This is a genomic window from Aeromicrobium sp. JJY06, assembly GCF_044069275.1.
Classification (GTDB): Bacteria; Actinomycetota; Actinomycetes; order Propionibacteriales; family Nocardioidaceae; genus Aeromicrobium; species Aeromicrobium tamlense.
Genome location: NZ_JBIMRD010000001.1, coordinates 1,523,784 through 1,548,999, shown reverse-complemented (window position 1 = coordinate 1,548,999; position 25,216 = coordinate 1,523,784). Strand labels below are relative to the sequence as shown.

Annotated in this window: 25 protein-coding genes; 8 read left to right on the top strand and 17 right to left on the bottom strand. The window is 71.8% G+C overall.

Annotated elements, in window-relative coordinates:
• Positions 1–3: 3 nt before the first annotated feature.
• A complete protein-coding gene (locus ACGWYL_RS07615) occupies positions 4–753 on the top strand; it encodes a helical backbone metal receptor (RefSeq protein ID WP_395486854.1) in 750 nt (249 codons plus the stop codon).
• Here ACGWYL_RS07615 and ACGWYL_RS07610 read toward each other — a convergent pair whose 3' ends face one another.
• The 7 genes from ACGWYL_RS07610 to ACGWYL_RS07580 form a co-directional block, all read right to left on the bottom strand.
• Positions 754–2,175 (bottom strand): NAD(P)/FAD-dependent oxidoreductase, encoded by a 1,422-nt coding sequence (locus ACGWYL_RS07610; RefSeq protein ID WP_179426703.1) that lies wholly within the window; start codon positions 2,173–2,175, stop codon positions 754–756. It lies immediately after the preceding gene.
• 61 nt (positions 2,176–2,236) lie between these two features.
• Positions 2,237–3,241 (bottom strand): hypothetical protein, encoded by a 1,005-nt coding sequence (locus ACGWYL_RS07605; protein ID WP_395486853.1) that lies wholly within the window; start codon positions 3,239–3,241, stop codon positions 2,237–2,239.
• Between the two features lie 98 nt (positions 3,242–3,339).
• Complete coding sequence (gene clpB / locus ACGWYL_RS07600) at positions 3,340–5,928, bottom strand: ATP-dependent chaperone ClpB (protein WP_395486852.1); 2,589 nt, start codon at positions 5,926–5,928, stop codon at positions 3,340–3,342.
• Positions 5,929–6,053: 125 nt separating this feature from the next.
• Positions 6,054–7,547 (bottom strand): PTS ascorbate transporter subunit IIC, encoded by a 1,494-nt coding sequence (locus tag ACGWYL_RS07595; protein WP_179426709.1) that lies wholly within the window; start codon positions 7,545–7,547, stop codon positions 6,054–6,056.
• A gap of 34 nt (positions 7,548–7,581) precedes the next feature.
• Positions 7,582–7,857 (bottom strand): PTS sugar transporter subunit IIB, encoded by a 276-nt coding sequence (locus ACGWYL_RS07590; protein ID WP_179426711.1) that lies wholly within the window; start codon positions 7,855–7,857, stop codon positions 7,582–7,584.
• Positions 7,854–8,327: a PTS sugar transporter subunit IIA gene (locus tag ACGWYL_RS07585; protein WP_395486851.1), complete on the bottom strand. Its 474-nt coding sequence runs from the start codon at positions 8,325–8,327 to the stop codon at positions 7,854–7,856. Before ACGWYL_RS07585 ends, ACGWYL_RS07590 begins: the two co-directional genes overlap by 4 nt.
• A 120-nt stretch (positions 8,328–8,447) precedes the next feature.
• Positions 8,448–9,077 (bottom strand): class I SAM-dependent methyltransferase, encoded by a 630-nt coding sequence (locus tag ACGWYL_RS07580; protein WP_395486850.1) that lies wholly within the window; start codon positions 9,075–9,077, stop codon positions 8,448–8,450.
• A gap of 79 nt (positions 9,078–9,156) precedes the next feature.
• On the opposite strand from ACGWYL_RS07580, the gene ACGWYL_RS07575 reads away from it, so the two are divergent.
• The 3 genes from ACGWYL_RS07575 (at position 9,157) to ACGWYL_RS07565 (ending at position 13,592) form a co-directional block, all read left to right on the top strand.
• Positions 9,157–10,803, top strand: a complete 1,647-nt coding sequence (locus ACGWYL_RS07575) for a GDSL-type esterase/lipase family protein (protein ID WP_395486849.1) — start codon at positions 9,157–9,159, stop codon at positions 10,801–10,803.
• A 171-nt stretch (positions 10,804–10,974) separates the two neighbouring features.
• On the top strand, positions 10,975–12,447 hold the full coding sequence (locus ACGWYL_RS07570; RefSeq protein WP_179426719.1) for an NAD(P)/FAD-dependent oxidoreductase: 1,473 nt from the start codon (positions 10,975–10,977) through the stop codon (positions 12,445–12,447).
• On the top strand, positions 12,444–13,592 hold the full coding sequence (locus ACGWYL_RS07565) for a zinc-binding dehydrogenase (RefSeq protein ID WP_395486848.1): 1,149 nt from the start codon (positions 12,444–12,446) through the stop codon (positions 13,590–13,592). The genes ACGWYL_RS07570 and ACGWYL_RS07565 overlap by 4 nt, the downstream gene beginning before the upstream one ends.
• Before the next feature lie 152 nt (positions 13,593–13,744).
• Here ACGWYL_RS07565 and ACGWYL_RS07560 read toward each other — a convergent pair whose 3' ends face one another.
• The 9 genes from ACGWYL_RS07560 to ACGWYL_RS07520 form a co-directional block, all read right to left on the bottom strand.
• Positions 13,745–14,035 (bottom strand): hypothetical protein, encoded by a 291-nt coding sequence (locus ACGWYL_RS07560; protein WP_179426723.1) that lies wholly within the window; start codon positions 14,033–14,035, stop codon positions 13,745–13,747.
• Positions 14,036–14,143: 108 nt separating this feature from the next.
• Positions 14,144–15,124: a prenyltransferase gene (locus ACGWYL_RS07555; protein ID WP_179426725.1), complete on the bottom strand. Its 981-nt coding sequence runs from the start codon at positions 15,122–15,124 to the stop codon at positions 14,144–14,146.
• Between the two features lie 103 nt (positions 15,125–15,227).
• Positions 15,228–15,941 (bottom strand): bifunctional 2-polyprenyl-6-hydroxyphenol methylase/3-demethylubiquinol 3-O-methyltransferase UbiG, encoded by a 714-nt coding sequence (locus tag ACGWYL_RS07550; RefSeq protein WP_179426727.1) that lies wholly within the window; start codon positions 15,939–15,941, stop codon positions 15,228–15,230.
• The gene (locus ACGWYL_RS07545; RefSeq protein ID WP_395486847.1) at positions 15,928–17,175 is read right to left on the bottom strand and encodes a glycosyltransferase family 4 protein; all 1,248 of its coding nucleotides are present in this window, start codon (positions 17,173–17,175) and stop codon (positions 15,928–15,930) included. The genes ACGWYL_RS07550 and ACGWYL_RS07545 overlap by 14 nt, the downstream gene beginning before the upstream one ends.
• A gap of 57 nt (positions 17,176–17,232) precedes the next feature.
• Positions 17,233–17,649 (bottom strand): OsmC family protein, encoded by a 417-nt coding sequence (locus ACGWYL_RS07540; RefSeq protein WP_395486846.1) that lies wholly within the window; start codon positions 17,647–17,649, stop codon positions 17,233–17,235.
• 44 nt (positions 17,650–17,693) lie between these two features.
• On the bottom strand, positions 17,694–19,175 hold the full coding sequence (locus ACGWYL_RS07535) for an FAD-dependent oxidoreductase (RefSeq protein ID WP_395486845.1): 1,482 nt from the start codon (positions 19,173–19,175) through the stop codon (positions 17,694–17,696).
• Positions 19,172–20,005 (bottom strand): FAD:protein FMN transferase, encoded by an 834-nt coding sequence (locus tag ACGWYL_RS07530; RefSeq protein WP_269305081.1) that lies wholly within the window; start codon positions 20,003–20,005, stop codon positions 19,172–19,174. Before ACGWYL_RS07530 ends, ACGWYL_RS07535 begins: the two co-directional genes overlap by 4 nt.
• A gap of 3 nt (positions 20,006–20,008) precedes the next feature.
• Positions 20,009–20,488, bottom strand: a complete 480-nt coding sequence (locus tag ACGWYL_RS07525; protein WP_179426738.1) for an FMN-binding protein — start codon at positions 20,486–20,488, stop codon at positions 20,009–20,011.
• 141 nt (positions 20,489–20,629) lie between these two features.
• Complete coding sequence (locus ACGWYL_RS07520; protein ID WP_179426741.1) at positions 20,630–21,091, bottom strand: VOC family protein; 462 nt, start codon at positions 21,089–21,091, stop codon at positions 20,630–20,632.
• Between the two features lie 66 nt (positions 21,092–21,157).
• Here ACGWYL_RS07520 and ACGWYL_RS07515 point away from each other — a divergent pair, with 66 nt between their 5' ends.
• The 3 genes from ACGWYL_RS07515 to ACGWYL_RS07505 all read left to right on the top strand — a co-directional run bounded on the left by ACGWYL_RS07515 (position 21,158) and on the right by ACGWYL_RS07505 (position 23,497).
• Positions 21,158–21,496, top strand: a complete 339-nt coding sequence (locus tag ACGWYL_RS07515; RefSeq protein ID WP_218845933.1) for a DUF952 domain-containing protein — start codon at positions 21,158–21,160, stop codon at positions 21,494–21,496.
• Between the two features lie 9 nt (positions 21,497–21,505).
• Positions 21,506–22,873 (top strand): FAD-dependent oxidoreductase, encoded by a 1,368-nt coding sequence (locus ACGWYL_RS07510; RefSeq protein WP_179426745.1) that lies wholly within the window; start codon positions 21,506–21,508, stop codon positions 22,871–22,873.
• A 132-nt stretch (positions 22,874–23,005) separates the two neighbouring features.
• Positions 23,006–23,497: a SixA phosphatase family protein gene (locus ACGWYL_RS07505; protein WP_395486844.1), complete on the top strand. Its 492-nt coding sequence runs from the start codon at positions 23,006–23,008 to the stop codon at positions 23,495–23,497.
• On the opposite strand, the gene ACGWYL_RS07500 is transcribed toward ACGWYL_RS07505, so the two are convergent.
• A complete protein-coding gene (locus ACGWYL_RS07500) occupies positions 23,484–24,164 on the bottom strand; it encodes a helix-turn-helix domain-containing protein (RefSeq protein ID WP_179426749.1) in 681 nt (226 codons plus the stop codon). The two genes, ACGWYL_RS07505 and ACGWYL_RS07500, sit on opposite strands and share 14 nt — an antisense overlap.
• Positions 24,165–24,309: 145 nt before the next feature.
• On the opposite strand from ACGWYL_RS07500, the gene ACGWYL_RS07495 reads away from it, so the two are divergent.
• A complete protein-coding gene (locus ACGWYL_RS07495; protein ID WP_395486843.1) occupies positions 24,310–25,152 on the top strand; it encodes a class I SAM-dependent methyltransferase in 843 nt (280 codons plus the stop codon).
• Positions 25,153–25,216: the final 64 nt, after the last annotated feature.

Genomic DNA, 25,216 nt, shown 5'->3' with positions numbered 1-25,216 from the left:
CCGATGCACGACGACCTCGGCTTCGACCTCGCACCCGCGGGCCCCGCGCGCCGCGTGGTCAGCCTCGTCCCGTCACTGACCGAGGCGGTCGCCCACACCCGGCCCGACGCGCTCGTCGGCGCCACCGACTGGTGCACCCAGCCCGCCGGGCTCGAGGTCGCCCGCGTGCGCGGCACGAAGAACCCCGACCGCGCCGCGATCCTCGACCTCTCCCCCGACCTGGTGATCGCCAACCGCGAGGAGAACCGCGAGCTCGACGTCACCCGCCTGCGCGAGGCGGGCGTGCGCGTGTGGGTCACCGACATCCGGACGGTGGCCGAGGCGTTCACGTCGATGCGGCGGCTGTTCGACACCGCACTGGCGTGGGGCGTGCCGTCGTGGCTCGACGAGGCCGAGCGCCGCTGGGCCGAGCCCGTCGTCCCCGACGGCCGCCGGGTGGCCGTGGCGATCTGGCGCGACCCGTGGATGGTGGTCGGCCGCGACACCTTCACGGGCGACCTGCTGCAGCGGCTGGGGCTCGTGCACGCGTTCGCGGACGCGCCGGAGCGCTACCCGCCCGTCGCGGTCGAGGACCTCGACGCGGCCGACCTCGACCTCGTGCTGCTGCCCGACGAGCCCTACGTGTTCACCGCGGACGACGGCCCCGAGGCGTTCGCCCGGGTGCCGACGGCGCTGTGCAGCGGCCGGGCGCTCACCTGGTACGGGCCGTCGCTGCTGACCGCGCACCGGGACCTGGCCGGCGCGCTGGCCTGATCAGGAGCGGTCGGCGCCGATCTCGTCGATCGTCTGCTGCGCGGCGGCCTTGCGGACCTGCGCCTTCTTCGAGATCGCCTTGCGGGCCGAGCGCGCGGCCTTCTTCGTCGGCACGACCTCGATCTCGCTGCCCGAGACCACCTTCGGCTCGTGCGCGATGACGTAGGGCGTCTCGCCGACGATCGCGTTGTGGCTGCGCCACAGCAGGTACTTGATCGACAGGTTCGTCATCGTGGCGAAGCGGTTGCGGTTGCCCAGCAGCAGCGCGACGTGGACGGTGACCCAGATGAACCAGGCCGGGAAGCCCTTGAGGCGCGGCAGTCCGCGGACCTCGGCGATGGCGGCGTTGCGACCGATCGTGGCCATCGTGCCCTTGTCGAAGTACTTGAACGGCTTGGGCATCTTGCCGTCGCCGAGCTTGGCCTTGATGACCTTGGCGACGTGCTTGCCGCCCTGGATCGCGGGCTGGCCCAGCTGCGGCAGCGGGGAGTCGGGGTTGACCGAGATGTCGCCGATCGCGAAGACGCCGGGCATGCCGCGCACCTGCTGGTGCTCGTCGACCTCGATGCGGCCGCCGCGGCCCTGCGGGACGCCCCAGTCCTTGACGACGCCGTGCGCGGCGACCCCCGAGGCCCACACGACGATGCCGGCGGGGAGGAACTCCTGCTGGCCGTCGTGCTCGATGAGCACGCCGTCGCGGCGGACCTCCTTCACGGCGGTCTGCAGGCGCAGGTCGATCCCGCGCTTGACGAGCTCCTTCTTGGCGTACTCGCGCAGCTTCGGGTTGAAGGGCGCGAGGACGTGCTCGCCCATCTCCACGAGCGAGATGTGGATCCGCTTGGAGTCCAGCTCGGGGTACGTGGTGGGCATGTCGAGGTTGCGCATCTCGGCCAGCGCACCGGCGGTCTCGACGCCGGTGGCGCCACCGCCGACCACGACGACGCGCAGGTCGCGGTCCTGGCCGTTGACGGCCGCGTCCTCGAGGTTGGCGAAGAGCAGGTCGCGCAGCGCGAGGGCCTGCGAGCGGCGGTAGAGCGGCATCGCGAACTCCTCGGCACCGGGGATGCCGAAGTAGTTGGCGGTGACGCCGTTCGCCAGCACGAGGTAGTCGTAGGTGACCGTGATGTTGCCGTCGAGCAGGACGGACTTCGCCTGGTGGTCCATCTCCACGACGGTGCCCTTGAGGAAGCGGACGTTGTCCTGCTTGGCGCGGACGGCGCGCAGGAACCACGTGATGTCGCCGGGATTCAGGCTGGCCGTCGCGACCTGGTAGAGCAGCGGCTGGAACGTGTTGTACGTGTGGCGGTCGATGAGGGTGATGTCGACGTCGGCACGGGCGAGCTTGCGCACCAGGGCCAGTCCTCCGAACCCACCTCCCACGACGACGACGTGTGGACGATAGGACGCGCGGACCATGGACATGACCTCCAGCCTAACGAGGCTTTTTGATCAGTTCACGTCCGGGAGCGCGGTGTGAGGACGATCATGCCCTCCGGAACCATTCCTTCGCCTCAGGACGCGAGAGCTGCACGATCACGACGACCGCGCCGAGGATCCAGAGCAGGCCCACCGGCAGCCCCAGCGCGGCGATCCCGGCGGTCAGGACGCTGATGACGATGAGCGCCCACCAGCCCATCGGACCGCCACTGGCGGCCCACGCGGTGGCGACGAGACCGAGCACCGAGACGACCAGCCAGCTGCCGAACAGCCACGTGCCGATCGTGACCATCTGCTCGGCCGAGATGCCGGCGCTGTCGAGCTGGCCGCGGAGCAGGTCGTTGTCGTCGTACTGCGCGATCACCTGGTCGCGCATGGCGACGAGGGCCAGCAGGACGAGGCCGGAGCCCAGCGCGCCGAACAGCGAGCCGAGGCCCGCGATGATCAGGGCGAGTCCCACGGGACGGGGGCGCCCGGCGGGCGCGACCGGCTGCTGCGGGAGGCCCGCGTGCTGCGCCGGGTCGTAGGGCGGCGGCTGCACCGCGGACTGGCCGGCGGACGACTGAGGTGGGGGACGGAACTCGGCCGGGGCGCCCGAGACGGACGGCTCGGTTCCCAGCGACAGCGGCGTGCGGCCGTTCACGACGGCGAACCACTGGCGGGCCGGTGCCGACCACAACAGGTAGACGATGAGGGAGCCCAGGACGGCGGGCAGGATGCCGGCGGCACCCGTGGCCAGGAACGTGACCGCGCCGAGGCCCGCGATGACGCTCAGGCCGATGCGCGACTGCTGGTGGCCGCGCGCGGCGTAGAACGAGAAGACGGTGGCCGCGATCGAGCACACGAGCAGGCCCATCACGATCCAGCGCAGCGTCGGCAGGACCGCCGACGGGTCGGCCCCCAGCGGCTCGAGGCCGGAGCGGAGCGCCTCCTGGACCTCGATCGATCCCCAGTTCGCGAGCGTCTCGTAGAGCGCGACGGTCGCCAGCACGCCACCGAGCCCGCCGTACACGCAGGCGAGCGTCACCGACCGGGGCCTGGGGGTTGACATGCCTCCGATCCTTTCAGATCCCGCCTGACACCCCCACCACCGAGTCCGGCGCCTCCCCGGGGAGATTCCGAGGAGGCGCCGGTGGGTGGCGGCGGGTGTCAGGCCCGCCGCACGACGAGCTCGTCGGCGTCGGGGACGCGGTCGACCAAGACCGTGTCGCCGTCGCGGACCTCGCCCGCCAGCAGCTCGCGGGCGAGCCGGTCGCCGATCGCCTGCTGCACGAGGCGGCGCAGCGGACGGGCGCCGTAGGCCGGGTCCCAGCCGGTGAGCGCCAGCCACTCCTTGGCCGCGTCGGTCACGTCGAGCGAGATCCGCCGGGCGGCGAGCCGCTGCTCGAGCGAGGCCAGCTGCAGGTCGACGATGTGCGTCAGGTCCTCCACGCCGAGGGCGTCGAACATGACGACCTCGTCGAGCCGGTTGAGGAACTCGGGCTTGAAGGCCATCTTGACGACGTCCATGACCTGGTCGCGCTTCTGCTGGTCGTCCAGCGCCGGATCGACGAGGAACGAGGAGCCGAGGTTCGACGTCAGGATCAGGATGACGTTGCGGAAGTCCACCGTGCGGCCCTGGCCGTCGGTGAGCCGACCGTCGTCGAGCACCTGCAGCAGGATGTCGAAGACCTCGGGGTGGGCCTTCTCGACCTCGTCGAGCAGCACCACCGAGTACGGACGGCGCCGCACGGCCTCGGTCAGCTGGCCGCCCTCGTCGTAGCCGACGTAGCCCGGAGGGGCACCGACGAGCCGCGCGACGGAGTGCTTCTCGCCGTACTCGCTCATGTCGATGCGCACGATCGCGCGCTCGTCGTCGAACAGGAAGTCCGCGAGCGACTTCGCCAGCTCGGTCTTGCCCACGCCCGTGGGGCCCAGGAACAGGAACGACCCGGTGGGACGGTCGGGATCGGAGACCCCGGCGCGCGCCCGGCGCACCGCGTCGGACACGGCACGCACCGCGTCGCGCTGGCCGACGAGCCGCTTGCCGAGCTCGTCCTCCATGTGCAGCAGCTTCTCGGTCTCGCCCTCGAGCAGGCGCCCGGTGGGAATGCCGGTCCACGACGCCACCACCTCGGCGATGTCGTCGGAGCCGACCTCCTCGTGCACCATGCGGTCGTCGGCGGCCGAGGCCTCCGCGGCCTGCGCGTCGGCGAGCTGCTGCTCCATCTGCGGGATCTCGCCGTAGAGCAGGCGGCTCGCGGTGGCCATGTCGCCCTCGCGCTGGGCCCGCTCGGCGGCGATGCGCGCCTCGTCGATGAGCTCCTTGATCTCGCCGACGGCGTTGAGGCCCTGCTTCTCGGCCTCCCACCGCTGCTCGAGCGAGCGCAGCGTCTCCTGCTTGTCCGCGAGCTCCTGACGCAGCTTCGCCAGGCGCTCCTGACTGGCCTCGTCCTTCTCGTTCTGCAGGTGCAGCTCCTCCATCTTGAGGCGGTCCACGCCGCGGCGGAGCTCGTCGATCTCGACGGGGCTGGAGTCGATCTCCATGCGCAGCCGGCTGGACGCCTCGTCGATGAGGTCGATCGCCTTGTCGGGCAGCTGACGGCCCGGGATGTACCGGTGCGACAGCGTGGCCGCGGCCACGAGGGCGGCGTCGGCGATCTCGACCTTGTGGTGGGCCTCGTACTTCTCCTTGAGGCCGCGCAGGATCGCGATCGTGTCCTCGACGCTGGGCTCGCCGACGTAGACCTGCTGGAAGCGGCGCTCCAGCGCGGGGTCCTTCTCGATCGACTCGCGGTACTCGTCGAGGGTGGTTGCGCCGATCATCCGCAGCTCGCCGCGTGCCAGCATCGGCTTGAGCATGTTGCCGGCGTCCATCGCCGAGTCGCCGGTGGCACCGGCGCCGACGACGGTGTGCAGCTCGTCGATGAAGGTGACGACCTGGCCGTTGCTCTCCTTGATCTCGGCGAGCACGGCCTTGAGGCGCTCCTCGAACTCGCCGCGGTACTTCGCGCCCGCGACCATCGCGCCGAGGTCGAGGCTGACCAGGCGGCGGCCGCGCAACGACTCGGGCACGTCGCCGTCGATGATGCGCTGGGCGAGGCCCTCGACGACGGCGGTCTTGCCGACGCCGGGCTCGCCGATCAGCACGGGGTTGTTCTTCGTGCGGCGGCTGAGCACCTGGACGACGCGCCGGATCTCGGCGTCGCGGCCGATCACGGGGTCGAGCTTGCCCTCGCGGGCGAGTGCGGTCAGGTCGATGCCGTACTTCTCCAGCGACTGGTACTGGTCCTCGGCGTCCTGGCTGGTGACGCGGGCGCCGCCGCGCACCGACTCGAACGCCGCGGTGAGCGTCTCGGGGGTGGCGCCGCGGGCGGCCAGCAGCTGCTGCGCCGGACCGCCGACCGTGGCGATGCCGACGACGAGGTGCTCGCTGGAGACGAACTCGTCGCCCAGTTCGCCGGCGAGGTCGATCGCGCGCTGCAGCGCCTCGTGGGTGGCGCGCGCGAGCTGGGGGTTGCCCACGGTGGAGCCGCTGGCACTGGGGAGCCGGCTGATCACCGCATCGGTCTCGGTCAGCACGGCATCGACGTCGGCGCCCGCTGCGGTGAGCAGCGGTGCCGCGGTACCGCCCTGCTGGGTGAGCAGGGCTCGGAGCAGGTGCGCCGGCTCCACGGTGGGGTTGCCGGCGGCAGCGGCCTGCTGCATCGAGGCAGCGAGGGCCTGCTGACTACGCGTGGTGAGGTGGTTCAGGTCCATGTCAAGGTCAACCATAACAAAGTTGAGTCCATTCCACTCAACCTTGGATCTGCGTCACATCCCGTCCCACGACGCACGACGGCCCGCCCCGGAGCCGGGACGGGCCGTCGTGGAACCGCGTGCAGCTACTCCTTCGCGGGAGTCTGCTTCTCCGCGGCGGCACGCGCCGCGGCGTCCTCCTCCGCGAGGATCTCGTCGCGCTTCGCGCCCGGCGTCCAGCCCGCGTCGACGACCTTGACCTGGTAGACCGAGGCCGCGACGACCAGCGCGATGCCGATCAGGATGCACAGGACGATGCCGATGCCCGGGCCGGCCAGCAGGCTCGAGCCGAGCAGCGTGCCGAACCAGCCGAAGTCCGCGTCGCCGAAGGTGGAGTTCGCGAAGCCGAGCTCCCCGAAGACCTCCAGCAGCAGCGCCGGCAGGATCGTGATGAGCACGCCGTTGACGAAGCCGCCGACGACCGCGCCCTTGCGACCACCCGTGGCGTTGCCGTACACGCCGGCACCACCACCGGTGAAGAAGTGCGGCACCATGCCCGGCAGGATCAGGGCCAGGCCGAACGCCGGCTCCAGCCACACGGCCAGCAGCGCCAGCGTCGCGAGGCCACCGGCGAACGAGGCCAGGAAGCCGATCAGCACGGCGTTGGCGCCGAACGGGAACACGATCGGGATGTCGAGCGCCGGCTTGGCACCGGGGACGACCTTCTCGGCGATGCCCTGGAAGGCGGGGACGAGCTCGCCCAGCACGGTGCGGACACCGTAGAGGATGATCGCGACGCCGACGCCGAACTGCAGCGCCTGGCCGAAGCCGGCCATCACGGCGGCGCCCGCATCGGCGGCGCCGAGGAGCTCCTTGGTGTTGTCCGGGCTCGCGATGAGGCCCCAGACCACGAAGACCTCGTAGATCAGGACCATCGACAGCGCGGTGGCGACCATCGAGTCGCGCAGGAACTTCAGGCCCTGCGGGAAGTTGATCTCCTCGGTGGAGCGGCTGCGCTTGCCCACGGCCTGGCCGGTGGCGCCGGCCGCGATGTAGCCCAGCGTGCCGAAGTGGCCGATCGCCAGCGAGTCGTCGCCGGTGATCTTGCGGGTCCACGGCTGCGCGAGCGCCGGCATGACGACCATGATGACGCCGAGCAGGAACGCGCCCACGAGGACGACGAGCCAGTCGTTCTTGTCGTCGAGGCCCACCGACAGCACGACGGTCAGCATGAGCGACATGAAGACCATGTGGTGGCCGGTGAGGAAGATGTAGCTCAGCGGCGTGAACCGCGCGAGCGCCAGCATCACCAGGAAGCCCAGCGTCAGCACGTACGCGCTCTGCGCGCCGTACTGCTCGGCCGCCATCGCGGTGATGACCTCGTTCGTCGGGATGACGCCCTGGGCGCCGGTGACGTCGAGGATGATCTCGCCCAGCGGGCCGAGCGAGGCGATGACCACGTTCGCGCCGGCACCGAGGATCAGGAAGCCGAGCGCGGCCTTGAGGCCACCGCCGATCACCTGTCCGCTGGAGCGCTTGAGCGCGATGAGGCCGATCGCCGTGATGATGCCGATGAGGTACGCCGGCACGTTGAGGATCTGTTGTCCGATGAAGTCGAGTACGTCGACGAACCAGTCCATGTCGTTCTCCCTTGGTTCCGTTCTTTCAGGCTCGTCAGACGAGCGGAGTCAGCTTCTCGGCGATCTCGCCGACGTCGGTGAAGTTGTTGACGATGACGACCTTGGCCGGCACGTCACCGATCTCGTCGGCCAGGTCGGCCGACGTCAGGACGATGTCGGCGGTGCGTGCGGCACCCTTGGCCGTGCCGATGTCGGCGGCCTCGACGTCGACGTCCTGGTCCTTGCCGAGGGTCCGCAGGACCTTCTCGGCGTTCATCTTGAGCAGCACCGAGGTTCCGATGCCCATACCGCACACGGCGACGATCTTCATGACGATGGTCCTTCGTTCAGGGGGTGGTGGGGGGTGAGCAGCTCCAGGACGCGGGCCGGCGAATCGGCCTCGCGGAGCCTGGCGAGCAGGTCGGTGTCGCCCAGGACGGCGGCGAGGGCGGACATCAACCCGAGGTGTCCGTCGTGGTCGAGCGCAGCCAGGGCGACGACGAGCCACACGGGGTCGTTCGTCTGGTGGCCGAACTCGACGGGCTCGGCCAGCTGCAGCCACGCGATGCCCGCGCGGTTGACGGCCGGCGAGGGGCGCGAGTGCGCCAGGGCGATGCCGGGCGCGAGCACGATGTAGGGGCCGAGCTTCTCGACCGTCTGGACCATCTCGTCGGTGTACTCGTCGGTGGTCACGCCGACGGCGGTGAGCAGTGCGCCGGCCTGGCGGACGGCGTCACGCCAGTCGGACGCCTCGGCGCGCACGGCGATCGCGTCTTCGGTGAGCTCGTCGTTGAGTGTCACGGGGCGGCCCCTTTCGTCCCACGGCGGGACGGCTGAGTGGAGCGTAGCGCGCCCCGGGTCTGTTTTGCCTAACCCTAGGCATATGTCGGAGTGTCGCCGCGGTCGACCCCGGACGGCGGATCAGGCCGGGCGTTGCAGCACGCGCAGGCTGTCGGTGTGGCCCACCTCGACGAAGCCGTCGGCCAGCGCCCGCTCGTAGATGTGGAAGGGGGCCTGGCCGCCGTCGGCCGGGTCCGGGAAGACGTCGTGGATGGCCAGCGCGCCGCCGGGACGGACCCACGGCGACCAGCCCGCGTAGTCGGCCTGCGCGGCCTCCTCGGTGTGGCCACCGTCGATGAAGACGAGGTCGGCGGGCGTGCGCCACCAGGCCGAGATCGTGGCCGAGCGACCCACCATCGGGACGACGACGTCCTCGAGCTGCGCCGCCCAGAGCGTGCGGCGCAGCACGGGGAGGGTGTCGAAGGCGCCCGTCTCGGGGTCGACGAGCGAGGCGTCGTGGTACTCCCAGCCGACCTGGTGCTCCTCGGAGCCGCGGTGGTGGTCGATCGTGACGAGCGTGGCGCCGGCCTCGCGCGCGACGTGGCCCAGGTGGACCGTGGACTTGCCGCAGTACGTGCCGATCTCGACGATCACGCCGCCCGGCGTCGCGAAGCGTGCCGCCGCGTCCCGCAGCGCCTGCGCCTCGACCTCGGGGAGGAAGCCGCGGACCTCGTCGGCGATGCGGGACAGTTCCTCGGGGAGCGCGTTCACCCGCCGCACTCTACGACCCTCGCGCGGGAGTGTGACCACAGTGGCAGGAGGGGCTCCAGATCTCGCGTACCATCATCCGGTGACTCGACGCCCCTGGAGCCTGACGGCTGCCGTCGCCGTCGCGGTGTCGATGCTCGCAGCATCCCCCGCCACGGCCGACGACGCCCCCGTCCCCGACCCCGTCGTCACCACGGCTCCCGCACCCGAGCCGACCACGGCACCCACGACCGCGGTCCCGACGAGCACGCCGACCGTGCCGCAGGGCGACGGCGGAGCGGTCGACGACGGCGGCGAGGTCACGCTGCCGAACCCCGGTGCCCCCTCCGCGCGCCACGCCCGCGTCCTCGTGTTCGGCGACTCCTTCTCCAGCACGCGGCGCTACAGCGTCAAGGGCACGAAGAGCCGGCCCAAGGCCTGGTGGGCGCACGTCGCCGAGGCCGCCGGCATCCCCGCCAGCGAGGTCATGGTCAGCGCCGAGGGTGGCAGCGGCCTGCTGGCCCGCGGCTTCGGCTCCACGCTCGTGCCGTGCTCGGGCACCACGTTCGGCGACCGGCTGGGCGACCTCGCCGCCACCGATCCCGACGTCGTCATCGTCGAGGTCGGCCGCAACGACGTGCGTCGCTGCCGCGGGGGCGCGCGCGTCGTCGCCACCGCCGCCGAGCGCCGGGCCGCCGCCGAGCGATACTTCGTCGCTCTGGCCCGTGCGGCCGACCGGCAGGGCATCGCCCGCTCGCGGGTCTTCGTCATGACGCCGTGGGGCTCGTCCGACGGCGCCGGCAAGGTGGCCACCTCCACGCTCTACGAGGCGCTTGCGAAGGCGCGCGGCTTCACCTGGATCACGCTGCCCTCGCTCGTCCGTCGCGAGACCATCGACGCGATCCACCCGAACGCCGCCGGCGCCACCACGCTCGGTGCGTGGGTGGTGCGCTCGTCCGACCTCGCCACGATGATCGGCTCACGCGCCGCGCAGCACGCCCCGGTCCCCTCGCACGCGAAGGTGCTGTGCACGGGCGTCAGCGCCTGCCGCGCCGCGAAGACGTCCACCCGCGGCCACGAAAGGGTGACGCGCCGGATCTGGGGCGCGGCCCCCCGCACCTCCACGCACTACGCCGCGTTCCGGCTGAGCCAGGGCGTCCGCTCGGCGCCCGTGCTGACCTCGACCACGCCGCGCACGTGGCGCACCGCCGCCCTGAAGGAGCGCGCCGCCGCCCAGGTCGCGCAGCCGCAGCGGGGCGACATCGCGTGGTGGCTCAGCGCACCTGCCGGCGTCGGAGCCACCTCGCGGGGGCACCTCGCCGTCGTCGAGAGCGTCGCGCACAACAACTCCTGGGTCGTCGTCACCGAGCTGACGAGCCGGGGCACGTTCCGCTCGGTCCGGTACGCCGGCACCTCCTACCCGCGCGCGTTCCTGCGGTTCACGCGCACCGACGGCGGCCCGCGCGGCCTCGTCACCGGCCTGAGCGCGAAGAAGGGCCTGCTGGCCGTGCGCGGTCGCGCGGTGGACACCGACGCGGAGACCAAGGGTGTGCGGATCCGGGTGCACGTCACCCAGGGCAGCCGCTCCTGGACCCGCACCGCCACCCGCACGAGGCTCGGCTTCTACCACCGCTTCTCGCTGCCGGGGCTCAAGCGCGGCACCGCGACGGTCAAGGTGCGGGCGCTCGACGCCCCCGGCACCCGCGGCTCCGACCGCACGCTGCGCACCGCCCGCCTCACCGTGCGCTGACGCCGCCGCCGAGGCTGGCGCGCCGAGCGGCGCCAAGCAGGGTCGCGAGTGGCGCGATGGCGCCCGCCACTCGGCGAGTGGCGGCGTTTCTGCGCCCCTCGCGGAGGGGGCGCGCGGACGGGTCTGCCGGAGGTGCTCCCGCAACGGCGTGACGCAGGCCACAATCGGTCCATGACCACGCAACGCGACGTCGACGTCCTCATCGTCGGAGCCGGCCTCTCCGGCATCAACATGGCCTACCGGATCCAGCAGGCGTGTCCCGACCTGACCTACGCGATCGTCGAGCGACGCGAGCGGATCGGCGGCACGTGGGACCTGTTCCGCTACCCGGGCGTGCGCTCCGACTCGGACTTCTTCACCCTCGCGTTCCCGTTCCGGCCGTGGCGCGGCAAGGACGCGATCGTCGACGGCGACCAGATCCTGGAGTACCTCGAGGACACGGCCCGCGAGGCCGGGATCGACCGCCACATCTCGTTCGGCCGGCGCGTCGAGGCGGCCGACTGGTCGTCCGCCGACGCGCGCTGGACCGTGCAGGCCGAGGGCCCCGACGGCGCCGAGGAGTGGTCGGCGCGGTTCCTCGTCGCGTGCACCGGCTACTACGACTACGACCAGCCGTACGACCCCGGGTTCGCCGGCGTCGACGACTTCGAGGGCACCCTCGTGCACCCGCAGTTCTGGCCCGAGGACCTCGACCACACCGGCCGGCGGGTCGTCGTGATCGGCAGCGGCGCCACCGCCGTGACGATCGTGCCCGCCATGGCCGAGACCGCCGAGCACGTGACGATGCTCCAGCGCACGCCGAGCTACCTGCTGGCCCAGCCGAAGGGCGACCCGATCGCCGACGTCGTCCGCAAGGTGGCGCCGCCGACCGTGGCCCACCACGTGGTCCGCACGAAGAACATGCTGCTCCAGTGGGCGCTCTTCCAGGCCTGTCAGCGCGCACCGAAGGCGATGCGGTCGCTGCTGCTCAAGGGCGTCGCGCACGGCACCGGCTCGGAGGAGATCGCGCAGCAGCACTTCAACCCGCCGTACGATCCGTGGGACCAGCGCCTGTGCGTCACGCCGCAGGGCGACATCTTCGCGGCGATCAAGGCCGGCAAGGCCTCGGTCGCCACGGCACGCATCGACCGCTTCGTGCCCGAGGGCGTCCGGCTCGAGGACGGCACCGTGCTGCCGGCCGACATCGTCGTCACCGCGACGGGCCTGTCGATCAAGATCCTCGGCGGCGCGCGGATCACGGTCGACGGTGAGCTCCGCGACCCCTCGGACTCCTTCGCCTACTACGGCGCGATGCTGACGGGACTGCCCAACCTGGCCTTCTGCGTCGGCTACATCAACCTGTCGTGGACGATGCGCTCTGACATGACGTCGCGACTCGTGGCGAAGGTGCTGCGCCGGCTGGTCGACTCCGGGTCCACGTCGGTCGTGCCGGAGTTCGCGGGCACGGGCGCGTCCACGCCGCTCATGGACATGCAGTCCGGCTACCTGCAGCGTGGCGCCCACCTCATGCCGCGCGCGGCCGCCTCGTACCCGTGGTCGTTCAAGCAGAACTTCCTCGTCGACTCGTGGTCGACGAACCGGGCCGACCTCGACGACGGCCTCGTGTGGACGACCGCGGCCGACCGGGCGGAGGTCGGGGCGTGAAGGCAGTCAGCGTCCACGAGGGCGAGCTGTCCGTCGTCGACCTGCCGACCCCCGAGCCCGGACCTGGCCAGGTCCTCGTCGCGGTCACGCGCTCGGGCATCTGCGGCTCGGACCTGCACGCCCGCATGCACGCCGACGCGAGCGCCGACGTCGCGGCCGAGGTCGACTACGACCGCTTCATGCGACGCGCCGACCACGTGGTGATGGGGCACGAGTTCACCGGCACGGTCGCCGCGTACGGGCCGAAGTGCCGCAGGCGATGGCCCGTGGGGACGCCTGTCGTGGCCCTGCCGGTCCTGCAGAGCGAGGGGCAGGTCGACATGACGGGCCTGTCCGAGCGCGCGCCCGGCGGCTACGCCGAGTACGTGCTGACCCAGGAGGCGATGACGTTCGAGGTGCCGTCGCACGCCGACCCCGACCACGTCGCGATGACCGAGCCGCTCGCGGTGGCGCACCACGCGGTGAACCGCAGCGAGATCGGTCGCAAGGAGGTCGCGCTGGTCGTGGGCTGCGGTCCGATCGGGCTCGCCGTGATCCTCATGCTGAAGGCGGCCGGCGTGCGCACGGTGGTCGCGAGCGACTACTCGGCGGGCCGGCGCGCGCTCGCCGAGCGGTGCGGCGCCGACGTCGTGGTCGACCCGGCGGTCCGGTCGCCGTGGGACGCGTACAAGCGCCCGGCCACGCACCTGACCTCCGCGCCCGACTACTTCGGGCAGGGCATCGACGCGATGCGGATGCTGCGGCGCGTGCGCTGGGTGCCGTGGAAGCGCGTCATTCGACTCGCCGAGCGGGCGGGCCAGACGCCGCGAGGGCCGGTGGTGTTCGAGTGCGTCGGCGTCCCGGGGATCATCGAGGACCTCGTCACGCATGCGCCGATCCGGTCGCGGATCATCGTCGTGGGCGTGTGCATGGAGCCCGACACGTTCCGCCCGACGATGGCGGTCAACAAGGAGCTCGACCTGCGATTCGTGTTCTGCTACCAGCCGCACGAGTTCCACGAGACGCTCGCGATGATCGCCGACGGCCGCGTCGACCCCAGTCCCCTGCACACCGGCACCGTCGGCCTCGACGGCGTGGCCCAGGCCTTCGACGACCTCGCCGGCGCCGAGCACCACGCGAAGATCCTCATCGACCCGCGGCGCTGACGGTTCCCCCGGTGACCTGGGTCTGCCCTCACTGACCGGGGATCGCAATCCCCGGTCAGTGACAGTTTCCCCGGTTAAGTGGGTTTTCTGTCACTTAACGAGGTTTGCAAACCCCGTGAAGTGACGGTTTCCCCGCTTAACCGGGGAAACTGTCACGCTCGCCGGCGCCGTAGCCACTCCAGCACCGACCCCTCGAGGAGGCACACCGCGAGCAGGCAGACCAGCAGGATCTCGAGGAGGCGGGAAGCGTCGAGGAAGCCCGCGCTGACGACGCCCAGAGCCACCGCGGCTCTCACGACGTGGAACCACCGAGTGAGCGCGTCGTCGTCGGGGCCGGGCAGCAGGCACGACCCGAGGACCACGGCCATCACCGCGATGGCCCACACGGGATGGCCGCGCGCCGCCAGGACCATGGCCACGACACAGAGGACGACTTGCGCCACGGTGAGAGCCCACGGAAGCGCGGCCGTTCGGACGCTCGCGCTGATCTCCACCATCCACGAAGGATCGCAGCGCGATCGTCCGCTGTCAGGCCGTTCGACGGACTGGCGTCAGCGGCCCATGAACCCGGCGGCGGGCGTGGCGCCGGTCAGGGCGTCGTGGGCGAGCAGGGCGGTGCCGGCAGTCCACGTGGACTGCTCGACGGGCCAGCGCTTGCCGTCGTTGTAGACCAGGCCGGTCCACCAGGCGCCGTCGGGATCGCGCAAGTGGCCGATGTCGGCGTAGAGACTCTCGGCAGCGGCGGTGCGGCCGGCACGCACGAGGGCGAGCACGAGCTCGAGAGTCTCGCCGCCGGTGACCCACGGGTTCACGGTGACGCAGCGCGTGCCGAAGCCGGGGACGACGAACTCGTCCCACCGCTCGTCGAGGCGAGCGGCAGCGGCCTCGCCGTCGAGCACGCCCGTCATCACCGGGTAGTACCAGTCCATCGAGAACCGAGGCTTGGGCGTGAACAGCTCGGGACGATCGACGAGAGCCGCCGCGATCCCGTCAGCCGCGTGCCGCCAGTGCGGGCGCGGGTGGCCCCACGTCTCGGCGAGACGGGCGGCGCACCGCAGGCTGAACACGATGCTCGAGTTGCCGGTGACGAGGCACTCGCCGGCGACCTTGCCGTCGACGCCGCGGGCCCACGCGACGGGACCGTTCCCCACCTGGAGCTCGAGCACGACGTCGACCGCGCGCTCCAGCATCGGCAGGAAGCGGCTCGCGTCGACGCCCAGCAGTTCGAGGTGGAACAGGCCGGTGGCGACGTAGGCGCAGTAGTTGGCGTCGGTCTCGGGCTCCTCGACGCCGTCGTCGTCGGCGCCCGGCCAGTACTTGCGGCCCCACGAGCCGTCGGGCCGCTGCGCATGGCGGAGCCAGTCGTAGGCCGCGACGGCCTCGTCGACGAAGCCGGCCGTGGCCAGTCCCATCGCGGCCTGCACGTGGTCCCAGGGGTCGAGGTGGCCGCCGTCGAACCACGGGATCGCCCCGGTGCTCAGCTGGACCGACGCGATCCACTTGCCCGTCTGGTGGGCCTCGGTGGGCGTCACCGCGCGCGCCTCGCTCCACTTCTGGAACGGGGTGCACCGTTCTGAGGCGCGAAGGCGTTCAACCCGTTCCACAAGTGGGGAGGGGGCGAGGACGCGGGCTGCATCAGAAGGGCTTCTGGAAGTACAGGGCCACGCTCTTGCCGAGCACGGGGTTGAGGGCCTTCTCGGCCCAGCGGGTGGTGCGGGGGGCCTTCATCATGTCCCACACCAGCAGCTGGTGGTAGCCGCGCACGAGGGGGTGCTGGTCGCGCTCGACGCCGACGGCGCACTTGATCCACCAGTACGGCGAGTGCAACGCGTGGGCGTGGTGCTGGTGCGTGAACCGCAGGCCCGTGGCCTCCAGCTTCGCGCGCAGCTCGTCGGCCTTGTAGATACGGATGTGGCCGCCCTCGTTCGCGTGGTACTCGTCCGAGAGCCTCCAGCAGACCGCCTCGGGCATCCATCGCGGCACCGTGACGGCCAGGACGCCGCCGGGCGCGAGGATGCGCTCGAGCTCGCTGATCGCCTGCACGTCCTCGGGCACGTGCTCGAGGATCTCCGAGGCGAGCACGACGTCGAACGTGCCGTCCTCGTAGGGCATGTCGAGGATCGTGCCGACCTGCACCTCGCCGCTGCCGCCCGGCGGGACCTCGCCCTCGAGCGCCATCGCGCCGAACATGTCCTCGACGCCCTTGAGCTCGACCTCGTCGAGGTCGAACGCGGTGACGTGCGCACCCCGGCGCAGGGCCTCGTAGGAGTGGCGGCCGGCGCCGGCGCCCACGTCGATGAAGCGCGTGCCGCGGCCCACCCGGAGGCGGTCGAAGTCAACGGTCAGCATGGGGATTCCTTCCGTCCCGGGGTGCAGCGCGGTGATCGGCGATCACCTTCTCATAGGCCTGCGTGGTGGCGCGGGCGACGGCGAGCCAGCTGAAGCGCTCGATCGCTCGGCTGCGGGCGACGCCGGACAGCCGGGCGCGCTCGACGGGGTCGTCGAGCAGGCGACCCACCTCGGTGACGAGCGCGTCGACGTCGCCGGGCGGCACGAGGACGCCGGCGTCGCCGACGACCTCTGGCAGCGCGCCCGCGGCACTGGCCACGAGCGGCGTGCCGCACGACATCGCCTCGACGGCGGGCAGGCTGAAGCCCTCGTACAGCGACGGGACGACCATGACCTCGGCGGACGAGATCAGCGCGGCGAGCTCCTCGTCGGAGATGCCGCTGTGCACCGTGACGATGCCGGCGAGGTCGCCGTGGTGGATGCGCTGGTGCGCGGCGCCCTCCGGGTCGAGGTTCGAGACCAGCTGCACGTCGATCTCACGATCGGTGGCCAGCTTCGCGGCGGCGTCCATGAAGTGCGCGAGGCCCTTGAGCGGCGAGTCGGCGCTGGCGACCACGACGATGCGGCCGGGCACGCGGGACTCCGGCGGGCTGAAGAGGTCGGTGTCGACGCCGAGCGGGACCACGGTCATCTGGTCGGGGTCGAGGCGGAAGTCGGTGACGGTGTCGCCCGCCGAGGCCGTGGAGACGCCGAGAATCGTGCGGATCCGCCGCGCCACGAAGGCCTGCATGCGCACGAAGGCGTACCAGCGCCGCGTCGTCACCTGCTTGCGCAGCGGCGCGGCCGCGATGTCGAGCGCGCGGTCGCGGCTGATCGGGTGGTGGATCGTGGCCAGGAACGGCTGGCGCCTGTTGATCGAGAGCAGCCCGTAGCCGAGCGACTGGTTGTCGTGCACGACGTCGAAGCCCGAGAGGTCGAGGCGGCGCGCGCGGAGGCTGAACGTCAGCGGCTCGGGGAACGCGGCGGTGACCATCTGCAGGTACTCCAGCACGTCGATCCAGTCGCGGAACTCGCGCAGCCGCGGCGTGCGGAACGGGTCGTCGTCGCGGTAGAGGTCGAGACTCGGCACCTTCTCGAGGCGGACGTCCGGGTGCAGGTCCTCGGGGTACGGCTGGCCCGAGAAGATCGTGACCTCGTGCCCGAGCTCGGCCAGTCCGGCGCTGAGGTTGCGGACGTAGACGCCCTGCCCACCGCTGTGCTGCTTGCTGCGGTACGACAACAGTGCAATCCGCACGCGGCCTCCTCGGGTACTCGTCGGTAACCCATTGTGCCGGGTCACACGCGAGTCGGCTCAGGGGGCGCTGATCTGCACGCTGCTCAGCTCGACGTCGCGACCGGCGCGGAGCGTGCCGTGCACCTCGGCGAGCAGGTCGGTCTCGCGCACGAGGTCGGCCACGAGGCCCGCGTCGGCGGCGGACTGCACGTGCACGCGGTAGGTGAGGTCGGAGGCGGGCTCCCCGCGATCGCCGAACTCGGACTCGACGACCACCTGGACCGCGCCGATGTCGACGCCCCGGCGGACGGCCTCGCGGTGGAGGTCGTTGAGGAAGCAGGTCGCGAGCGCGGCGGCCAGCAGCTCACCGCCGTTGACGGCCGAGCCGGGCCCGTCCTCGCGGGCGGGCAGGTCGAGCGTCGTGGTGCGGTCGTCGGTCCGGACCGTCACCTCGTGGCGCCCCGGCTCGTGGTGCACGGTGGCGTAGATCCTCATCCCTCGATCGTGCGCCCGGCTCCGGCGCGATCGCAACCCCCGACTCAGTACCCCAGGAAGTGGTCGCGGCGCAGCCGGCGGACGCGGCGGCGCAGGCCGCGCGAGACCTCGTCGACGAAGTCCGGGCGGCCCGAGACGAGCGCCGTGCGCTGGTCGAGGTCGGGGACGAGTCGCGCGATCGTGTCGCCGTCGACCTCCTCCACGGGGAGGCGGAGGACCTTCGCGTCCGACGCCTCGAGCTCGGTGGCGTAGGGCTGCGCGGCGCGCTCGCCCACCACGACCACGACGTCGCGTCCGCGGTGCGCGGCCAGCTGGCTGAGGAACGGAGTGACGCCGATCCCCGCGCCGACCAGCAGCACGGGCCCCTTCGCCGGCCAGACGAAGTCGCCGTGGACGGCCGTGACGCGGAAGTGGTCGCCGGGCTCGGACGCGGCGAGGGCGCGCTTGTAGGAGGAGCCGGGCTCGGGATGCCGCGTCGCGAGAACGACCTCGCGGCCGGGCGCCGAGACGACGCTGAACATGCGCCGGCGGCCGCGGGTGTCGATGCGCGCGTGCGGCACGTCGAGCTCGACGTACTGGCCGGGCACGAACGTCAGCGGGCGATCGGCGTCGAAGACGTACTCGACGACGTCGTCGCCCAGCCGGCGCTGCTCGCGCAGGACGAGGGTGCGCGAGCCCTGGCGCAGCGCGAACGCCACGAGTCCGGTGACGACGAGCGCGAGCTCGTAGGTGCTGGTGAACGGCTCGGTGGTCCACGGATCGCCGAACAGGCGCGACGTCAGCAGCGGCCACGTGAAGGCGATGCCCGCGAGCGCCGCGACGCCGAGCATCTGGGTCCGCCGCGGGGGCAGGGTCAGCGGCTCGCTCAGCATGAAGCCGCCGAAGAACACGATGGGCGTGGAGTAGAGGGTGAAGCGCAGGGCCTCGGTGAGCTCGGCGCCGACGCCCAGCTGCCACCAGACCGTGACGGCGATCGCGACCAGCGCGAACACGGCTCCGAGGGCCAGCCGGCGGGTGCGGTACAGCACCAGCAGCGCGCCGACGAGGACGAACCAGAACAGCGACTCGCTCGCGACCCACCAGCCCGTGAACGGGATCGGCCAGTCGGTGACCCAGCCGATCAGCACCGAGAGCACCACGCCGGCCGCGGCCGGGTTGACGAGGTGCCTGCCTCGCCACGCGATGAGGTACTTGGAGATCTGCGCGAGCGCCGCGACGAGTGCCAGCCACGCCAGCTGCTCGCCGTGCGTGGTGGGCCAGTAGAGGAACCACAGGATCAGCGCGGTGACGATCGAGGACTCGAGGTGCGGGCGCGCGCCGATGGCACGACCCACCACGTAGTTGACCACCACCGACGTCGCGACCATCACGGCGAGCGTCAGCAGCAGCGCGTCCACCGGGAAGATGTCGGAGTCGAGCACGCCGAGGGCGGACTGGACCACCGCCACGACGACCAGCGCCAGCAGCACCAGGGTGACGAGTCGGTACATCGTGAACCGGCCGAGCTGGCGATCCAGGAACGTCATGTGAACACCTCTCCGGGCAGCTCACGGGCCACCAGCCGCCGATTCCGGTCCAAGGATGCCCACCAATGGCCCGTCTCGGGAAGGGTCGAGCTGAAGAACGCCGCGGTCGCGAGACCGTCGGCCCAACCGGCGTCGGGTCCGCCGGCCCACGCGGCCACGACGTCGCGCGTCGGGCGCCCCGAGCGCGCGTCGAGGACGTGGTGCAGGTCGGTCGACCAGCGGCGCCGGTTGCTGGCCGAGCCGCAGATCGCCTCGCCGTCGGGGACCTCGACGACGGCGACGGCCAGCGTGGGGTCGTCGGGATCCTCGAGCGCGACGCGCAGGACGTCACCCGAGCGGTTCACGAGGTCGCCGCTGGCGTCGACGACGCAGGGCTGGTCGATCATCGCGGCGACCTCGCCGGCGAGCCAGCCCTTGCCGACCGCGCCGATGTCGAGGACCACCGGGCCGGGCACGCGCAGCACGCTGCCGCTCAGCTCGCAGTCCGCCCACGACGGCACGCGCACGGGGTCGCCGGAGGGGGTCAGGGTGTAGCCGGGGCCGTAGCCCAGCTGCTCGAGGGCGCCGCCGACGAGCGGGCTCACGGCACCGTCGGTCAGCGCGAAGAGGCGGTCGTAGAGGGCCAGGATCGCGGGGGCGTCGGGCCCGAGGTCGACCTCACGCTCAGTGCGCAGCGCACTCACGGCGGAGTCGGCGCGGAACCGCGACCACGTCCGATCGAACGAATCGATGCGGTCCGTGATCGCGGTTCGCAGCCCGGGGGCGATCGGGTCGGGGGTCCCGATCGACCACGCGGTTCCGATGGCGTCGAGACGCCAGTCGGAGCTCATGGGTCAGGCCTGGGCCTGGCTGATGATCTGGTCGATGGCGTCGTTGAAGCCGCCGCTGGTCAGGGAGGAGCCGGACACCTTGTCGACGTCGAGCTCGGTGATCTTGCGGCCCTCGACCTGGGCGTCGATGCCGCTCTCGAACTTCTTCTGGAACTGCTCGGAGTTGCCGCCCTCGGCCTGGCCGTCGGCGTCGAGCGAGGTGATCGTGCCGTCGGCCGCGAGCTCGACCTCGACCTCGATCTTCTGGGTCTGGCCGTCGGGGGTGGTGTAGCTGCCGGTGGCCTCGTACTCGCCGGCGGTGAAGGCGCCGGTGGCGCCGGAGTCGGAGGCGGCGGGCTCGGACGGCGCCGCGGACGTGGCGGAGGGCGTCTTGCTGGAGGACGCGTCGTTCTCGGCGGCGTCGCTGTCACCGCACGCGGCGAGCGTGAGGAGGGCGGTCGAGGCGGCGAGGGCGGCGTAGGCGCGGCGCTTCGTCGGGGTCATGAGGCTCCTGGGGTCGGGGCACGATGTGGTTTCTCGTTCAACCGTCGTGCCAACAACCTAGGCGAACGCCGCGTGAGAATCGACCTCGGGACCGCCTCCCGGACAGACGCACAGGAGGTTCTCAGGTGGGCGAGGCGGAGCTCAGTCGAGGCAGAACTCGTTGCCCTCGGGATCGCGCATCACGATGAAGCCCGACTCCATCGGCGGCGCCGGCTCGAACCGCCGCACGCGCTCGGCCCCGAGCGCGACGAGCCGCTCGCAGGCCTGCTCGAGCGCGGCCATCCGCTCGTCGCCCTCGAGACCCGGTGCGGCGCGGACGTCGAGGTGGACGCGGTTCTTGGCCACCTTGTCCTCGGGCACCTGCTGGAAGAAGACGCGCGGGCCCCTGCCCTGCGGGTCCTCGATCGCGGCCTTGGAGCGGCGCAGCGCTGGCGGCACGCCGACCCGCTCGAGGAAGTCGTCCCACGCCGCCCACGGGTCGTCGCCGGGGCCGAGCTGGGCGTCGGGCGGGCCCGGCACCTCGTAGCCGAGGACGGCCGCCCAGAAGTCGGCCAGGGCCGGTGGATCGTGCGCGTCGAACGTGACCTGGACGTCGAGGCTCATGGGATCGCTCCGTTCTCGTGGGACCGCACCGCCATCATGCACCCGCCGACCGACGAGAATCGACGGGTGACGAGCGATCGCCTGTTCCACCTCGTGTCCGAGTCCGTGTGGCGCGAGGTCGGTGACGCGTACGCCCCGGCCTCGCTGGGGACCGAGGGCTTCGTGCACCTCTCCACCGCCGAGCAGGTCGCCGGGACCGCGGCGCTGTTCTTCGCCGGGGTCGAGGACCTCCTGGTGCTGCGGATCGAGGTCCCGGCCGGCGACCCGCTGCTGCGCTGGGAGGCCGCCGAGGGACCGCGCGGCACCGAGGACTTCCCCCACTATCACGGGCCGATCCCGAGGTCCTGGGTCGTGCGCCGGTCCAGATGGCGGTCGGGTGCCGAGGCGTTGGGGCGCGAGTCTTAGGCTTGCCTCATGACTGTGGACAGGAAGGTGCGCGTCGCCGTCGTCGGCGCCGGCCCCGCTGGCGTGTACGCGGCCGACATCCTCACCAAGACCGAGGACCTCGACGTCACCGTCGACATCCTCGACCGCGACCCCACCCCGTTCGGCCTGATCCGCTACGGCGTCGCCCCCGATCACCCGCGGATCAAGGAGATCATCAAGGCGCTCAAGCGCGTGATGGCCAACGAGGACATCCGCTTCTTCGGCAACGTCAACTTCGGCACCGACATCAAGCTCGAGGACCTCAAGGGCTTCTACGACGCCGTCGTGTTCGCGACCGGCGCGCGCCGCGACCGCGAGCTGAACCTGCCGGGCATCGACCTCGACGGCTCGTACGGCGCGGCCGACTTCGTCTACTGGTACGACGGCCACCCCGACGCGCCCCGCGAGTGGGACTTCCAGCCCCACGCCAAGGAGGTCGCCGTCCTCGGCGTCGGCAACGTGGGCCTCGACGTCGCCCGCATCCTGGCCAAGACCGCCGACGAGCTGCTCGTCACCGAGATTCCCGACAACGTCTACGAGGGCCTCAAGAACAACGCCACCACCGACGTGCACGTGTTCGCGCGCCGCGGCCCGGCCCAGGTGAAGTTCACCCCGATGGAGCTGCGCGAGCTGTCGCACTCCCCCACGATCGACGTCATCGTGCACCCCGAGGGCTACGAGTTCGACCACGGCTCCATGGAGGCGCTCGCCGCCGCCAAGAGCCAGAAGCTCGTCGTCAAGGTGCTCGGCGACTACCTGGCCAAGGAGCCGTCGGGCGCGCCCCACCGGATCCACATCCACTTCTGCCAGAACCCCGTCGAGATCCTCGGCGAGGACGGGCGCGTGGTGGGCCTGCGCACCGAGATCACCGAGCTCGACGGCACCGGCAACGTCCGCGGCACCGGCGAGTTCAAGGACTGGCCCGTCCAGGCCGTCTACCGCGCGATCGGCTACTACTCCGACAACCTGCCGGGCCTGCCGTTCGACGCCAACGCGGGCGTCCTGCCCAACGACGGCGGCCACGTGCTCGACATCGACGGCTCGCCGATCGAGGGCGTCTACGCCACCGGCTGGATCAAGCGCGGCCCGGTCGGCCTGATCGGCCACACCAAGTCCGACGCGGCCCAGACGATCAAGATGCTCGTCGAGGACCTGCCGAGCCTGCCGGCCCCGGAGTTCGCCGAGCGCGAGGCCTTCGACCGTCACCTCGACAGCCGCGGCATCGAGTACACGACGTGGGAGGGCTGGGAGAAGCTGGACGCCCACGAGGAGAGCCTCGGCGCCTCCGACACCCACCCGCGCGAGCGCAAGAAGGTCGTCCCGCGCGACGAGATGGTCGGCATCGCCCGCGCCTGACTCCGCGCCTCCGGCGCGCCAGATGTGTAGCGGTATCCACCCTTTCTCGGTCGAATCGGCCGAAAAACGGTGGACACCGCTACACATCTCGCGTCCGGGACCGGACGGCCCGAGGCTGCCTAGACTCGAGCCATGAGCCGACTGCTGCTGATGCGCCACGGCAAGGCCGCGTTCCCGGACGGGGTCGAGGACTTCGAGCGGCCGCTCGCCGATCGCGGACGGCGCGAGGCCGCGCTCGCCGGTGACTGGATCCGCGAGCACGTGGGCTCGGTCGACGCCGTGATCTGCTCGACCGCCATCCGCACGCGCGAGACCCTCGCCGCCACGGGCCTCGAGGCGCCGACGACCTTCCTCGACTCGATCTACGAGGGCTGGACCGGGAGCCTGCTGGAGGCGGTCCAGTCGGTCGAGGCGTCGGCCGACATCGTGCTGCTCGTCGGCCACGCCCCGGGCACCCCCGGCCTGGCCGCCCGGCTCGCGAGCGAGGAGTCCGACCCCACCGTCGTGAACGAGGTCCGCGCGGGCTTCCCGACCTCGGCCATCGCCGTCCTCGACGTCGCCCGCCCGTGGGCCCAGCTGGACGTCGGCACCGCCACGCTGCTCGAGGTCGTCATCCCGCGCTGACCGCGGCCTGTGCCGCCAGCGCGTCGGCCAGCATCGACCGGCCGAACCAGTCGGGCACGTCCCGGCGCACGTCGCGCGGCGCCTCGATCTCGACCTGCCGTGCGCGCATCGCCCGCTCCCACGAGACGTCGCCGCGCCACACGTGCGTGAGCGTGCGCAAGGTGGCGCGCACCGTGGCCGTCACCTCGAAGCCCGGGTCGTAGTCGCACGCGTCGACTTGGCCGCCCGCGACCACGAGCCACCACCGGCGCGCCCGCTGCAGGTCGGTGAACTCCACCGCCACGCACGTGCGTCCCGGCGGCCACGACGCGGTCGGCACGGTGCGCCGCACGTCCCACATCAGCAGGTGCGGGTCGAGGTCCTCGTCGCCGAAGTCCTCGATCCAGCGCAGTCCCCAGACGCCCAGGCTCATCACGGCGGTGTGCAGGTCGCGACCGCACTCGGTCAGCCGGTAGTGGCCGTCCTCGTGGTCGACGATCCCGTGCCGCTCGAGAGCCTGGAGCCGCTTGGACAGCAGCGCCGGCGACATCCGCGGCACGCCGCGCCGGAGCTCGTTGAACCGCGTGCTGCCGAGCAGGAGCTCGCGGACGATCAGGACCGTCCACCGCTCGTCGAGGATCTCCATCGCCTTCGCGAGTGGACAGAACTGGCCGTAGGACGTCGCCATGGGTCACCCCTTCGTCCCGCCCATCGTGCGCCTGCGCCACGCCGCCGCGCCACCGTCCGATCGGGCGGTACAGAAACAGAACTGGTATCACCGCGGCCGCTGGACGGACTCTGTCGGAAGGCAACGAAGCACAGAAGGAAGTCCCATGAGCACCACTGAGACCACCGACACCGCAGCACAGCAGGACCTCGAGCTGAAGGCTCGTCACCGCAGGATGTGGGCACTCGGCGACTACGACCGCGTCTGCCGCGAGATCGTCTCCCCGCTGGGCGGCGTCCTCGTCGACGCCCTCGACGTCCAGAGCGGCGAGCGCGTCCTCGACGTCGCGGCCGGCACCGGCAGCGCGGCCGTCCGCGCCGCGCGCCGCGGGGCCGACGCCGTCGCGTCCGACCTCACGCCCGAGCTCCTCGACGTGGGCCGCGAGTCCCACCCCGACGACACCCTCGCGTGGGACGTCGCGGACGCCGAGGCGCTGCCGTACGAGGACGACGCGTTCGACGTCGTCATGTCGTGCATCGGCGTGATGTTCGCGCCGCACCACCAGCGAGCGGCCGACGAGCTGGTCCGCACGGCCCGCCCCGGCGGCCGGATCGGCCTCGTCTGCTGGACGCCCGAGGGCACGATCGGCCAGCTGTTCGCGACGATGAAGCAGTACGTCCCGCCGCCGCCCCCGGGCGTCTCCCCGCCCCCGCTGTGGGGCCAGGAGGATCACGTCCGCGAGCTGCTCGGCGACCGCGTCGAGGACCTCGAGCTGCGGCGGATGACGCTCCCCGTCACCCTCTTCGAGGGCGGCGAGCAGTTCCGCGACTACTTCGCGAAGCACTACGGTCCGACGATCGCGGCCTACGCGGCCCACGCCGGCGACCCCGACCGCACCGCCGAGCTCGACCGCGACCTCGCGGCCCTCGGCGAGCGCGAGGGGACGCGCGACGAGGCCGGCTTCACGATGCAGTGGGAGTACCTGCTCGTCACCGGGCGGGTGCGCTGACCCCCGGACGGCGCCAGGACAGAGGACGGCCCCAGGATCTCCCTCGATCCTGGGGCCGTCCGGC

Bases quoted from the DNA above. Each gene is read 5' to 3' on its own strand.
- ACGWYL_RS07615 (WP_395486854.1), top strand. From the start codon at position 4: ATGCACGACGACCTCGGCTTCGACCTCGCACCCGCGGGCCCCGCGCGC.
- ACGWYL_RS07610 (WP_179426703.1), bottom strand. From the start codon at position 2,175: ATGTCCATGGTCCGCGCGTCCTATCGTCCACACGTCGTCGTCGTGGGA.
- ACGWYL_RS07605 (WP_395486853.1), bottom strand. From the start codon at position 3,241: ATGTCAACCCCCAGGCCCCGGTCGGTGACGCTCGCCTGCGTGTACGGC.
- clpB (WP_395486852.1), bottom strand. From the start codon at position 5,928: ATGGACCTGAACCACCTCACCACGCGTAGTCAGCAGGCCCTCGCTGCC.
- ACGWYL_RS07595 (WP_179426709.1), bottom strand. From the start codon at position 7,547: ATGGACTGGTTCGTCGACGTACTCGACTTCATCGGACAACAGATCCTC.
- ACGWYL_RS07590 (WP_179426711.1), bottom strand. From the start codon at position 7,857: ATGAAGATCGTCGCCGTGTGCGGTATGGGCATCGGAACCTCGGTGCTG.
- ACGWYL_RS07570 (WP_179426719.1), top strand. From the start codon at position 10,975: ATGACCACGCAACGCGACGTCGACGTCCTCATCGTCGGAGCCGGCCTC.
- ACGWYL_RS07550 (WP_179426727.1), bottom strand. From the start codon at position 15,941: ATGCTGACCGTTGACTTCGACCGCCTCCGGGTGGGCCGCGGCACGCGC.
- ACGWYL_RS07540 (WP_395486846.1), bottom strand. From the start codon at position 17,649: ATGAGGATCTACGCCACCGTGCACCACGAGCCGGGGCGCCACGAGGTG.
- ACGWYL_RS07535 (WP_395486845.1), bottom strand. From the start codon at position 19,175: ATGACGTTCCTGGATCGCCAGCTCGGCCGGTTCACGATGTACCGACTC.
- ACGWYL_RS07530 (WP_269305081.1), bottom strand. From the start codon at position 20,005: ATGAGCTCCGACTGGCGTCTCGACGCCATCGGAACCGCGTGGTCGATC.
- ACGWYL_RS07525 (WP_179426738.1), bottom strand. From the start codon at position 20,488: ATGACCCCGACGAAGCGCCGCGCCTACGCCGCCCTCGCCGCCTCGACC.
- ACGWYL_RS07520 (WP_179426741.1), bottom strand. From the start codon at position 21,091: ATGAGCCTCGACGTCCAGGTCACGTTCGACGCGCACGATCCACCGGCC.
- ACGWYL_RS07510 (WP_179426745.1), top strand. From the start codon at position 21,506: ATGACTGTGGACAGGAAGGTGCGCGTCGCCGTCGTCGGCGCCGGCCCC.
- ACGWYL_RS07505 (WP_395486844.1), top strand. From the start codon at position 23,006: ATGAGCCGACTGCTGCTGATGCGCCACGGCAAGGCCGCGTTCCCGGAC.
- ACGWYL_RS07500 (WP_179426749.1), bottom strand. From the start codon at position 24,164: ATGGCGACGTCCTACGGCCAGTTCTGTCCACTCGCGAAGGCGATGGAG.
- ACGWYL_RS07495 (WP_395486843.1), top strand. From the start codon at position 24,310: ATGAGCACCACTGAGACCACCGACACCGCAGCACAGCAGGACCTCGAG.